Raw genomic sequence first — 1,955 nt, forward strand, 5'->3', positions numbered from 1 at the left:
CTGCTTCCCTTTCCTCTTTAGTTTTATTTTGTTGGTCAAGAGAAAGAGGTTGTTGGTTAGTATGTTTTATGTAAAGACCATAACTAAAAAGAACAACAGTAAATAAACTTAAAAGACCCACAAACAACCAATAAAGCTTTGTTTTAATTAATAACATTCATGGTATTTTCCTTTCTTTTTAATAATTTTTATTCTACATCATAATATAAAGTCCGATGTTGACCTGTTTTCTTTTCATATAAATCAATTTTTCTTAAAGATTTAATATGATTCGTAGACCATAACATACCATCTTGGGTATAATTATAAAAAGGAAATTTTAATTCAAAATCATAATTGAAGATTACAAAAGGTTCTTCAATTTTTTGATTAATAGGATAAATAGCGACTATTTGCTGATTTCTAATATCTTTCAGAGCTATTTTATCAATCGCTAAGTAAGAAGGTCCGCCAAAATTAGTTCCTTTATCGTAAAAAATTTCTAATTCATAATTAGTTGGTTCAAAAGGGATAGCTGGTAAGTTGTCATTAGGTTTGTTCGGCAAAGGAGGATGAGTACCCCATAAATAATACAAAGCTTTAGCACCCTGCCCCATTTGTTTTAATTGCTCTAAAGTAAAAGTATTATTAGCCCCTTCTCTTTGTCCCCCATCAAAATAAGCTAAAAGAAAATGTTCTGGCGGAGGTTCTTTAATACGGTAATTAAATTCAACCATTTTATCATTGATCTGATTATTATATAGCGCATAAGTAAAAGTACTTTTAAAAGTTTTATCTTTAAAATGATGCCCTAACCAACCTAAAGCATCTTTCATAGTAGCATTTTGCCCTAAATAAACGTGATAAATTTTCATATCAGCCATAATAGTAGTTTCTTCAAAAGGTTTTATTTGTTCATAAAATAAATTGTTAATGATCTCGTTTTGTGGTTTGAAGACATTCGCTAAATAGTTATTATTTTTTAATAATTCTTCTTGTACCACTTTTTTATTATCATTTTCTAGAAGAGAATATTTCTCTTCTAGAATAATCTGGGGAGAAGTTAATAATTGCGCATGAAGACCAAAACCTAACAAAAAGCAACTAAAATATAAAGCAATTTTTTCAATAAAAGTTAATTGGCTCATTGGTATTTACTAATATTAATTTAATTTAGCTAATTGGTCTTGTAAATGTTGAATGCATTCATTTAAATGAGGTTTCAATTCTGCTTGCGTATTAGGATCTTCTATTTCTCTTTGATAAGCAGCAAGATCTTGTTTTAAATTAATTTTAGTAGCTATTTGAGCTATTTTATTATCAATGGTTTGGATTCTATTTTCTTTATTAATTTTGTCATTATTAAGAGTAGTTTTATCAGTAGCAGTTAAATTAGTGTCTTTTAATTTTTCTTCTATATTTTGGATAATTTTGGTTAGCTCTTGTTTCTCTTCTAAAGTTTTTTCTTCTTTTTTTAGTTGAATTAATTCTTTTTCTGTTAAGAGTTTATCTTCAGTTAAACGATGTTTCTCTTCTAAATTAGGAGCTTTTTTTATTTTTTGTTCCATTTTTTTAATTTTATTTTCTAATTGTTTTAAGTAGTTTTTAAAATCAATAATATTTTGAATTTGTTTTTTTTGTTTTTCTTTAAGTTCTTTAATGGTAGTTAAAGTGTTTTTATAAGCGGTTGTCAGCTCTTTATCTTTTAATTCTTCTTCTTTAATTTTGATATTTTCTTCTAAAATTTTTATTTGATCAATATATAAATCTAGACATTCTTGTTTTTCGTTATTTATTGTTTCTTGAATAGTTTCCTTTTGGTCTTGAGTTTGAAAATGGTTTTTAAACCATAAACTACTAATAGTTATCACTGTTAAAATCAGGGCGATAACTAACCACCAATTAAACAATTTTCTAGTTTTAGATAATGATTTTGCTGGATTTTTTTTCTTAATAGTCATCTTTTTTTATTCTTC

General features: G+C 26.2%; 2 protein-coding genes. Both read right to left on the bottom strand.

Translation table 11 applies throughout. The annotated features are described in order from the left end of the window. Positions 1–188 precede the first annotated feature (188 nt). Positions 189–1,127: a hypothetical protein gene (locus tag RI68_RS01625; RefSeq protein WP_017193518.1), complete on the bottom strand. Its 939-nt coding sequence runs from the start codon at positions 1,125–1,127 to the stop codon at positions 189–191. 15 nt (positions 1,128–1,142) lie between these two features. Continuing rightward, positions 1,143–1,940 (bottom strand): hypothetical protein, encoded by a 798-nt coding sequence (locus RI68_RS01630; protein WP_017193519.1) that lies wholly within the window; start codon positions 1,938–1,940, stop codon positions 1,143–1,145. Positions 1,941–1,955: the final 15 nt, after the last annotated feature.

The sequence above is a fragment of the Vaccinium witches'-broom phytoplasma str. VAC genome, from assembly GCF_000309405.1.
Taxonomy (GTDB): Bacteria; Bacillota_I; Bacilli_A; order Acholeplasmatales; family Acholeplasmataceae; genus Phytoplasma.

Excerpts from the sequence above, each read along its gene's own strand:
- RI68_RS01625 (WP_017193518.1), bottom strand. The coding sequence starts at position 1,127 with ATGAGCCAATTAACTTTTATTGAAAAAATTGCTTTATATTTTAGTTGC.
- RI68_RS01630 (WP_017193519.1), bottom strand. The coding sequence starts at position 1,940 with ATGACTATTAAGAAAAAAAATCCAGCAAAATCATTATCTAAAACTAGA.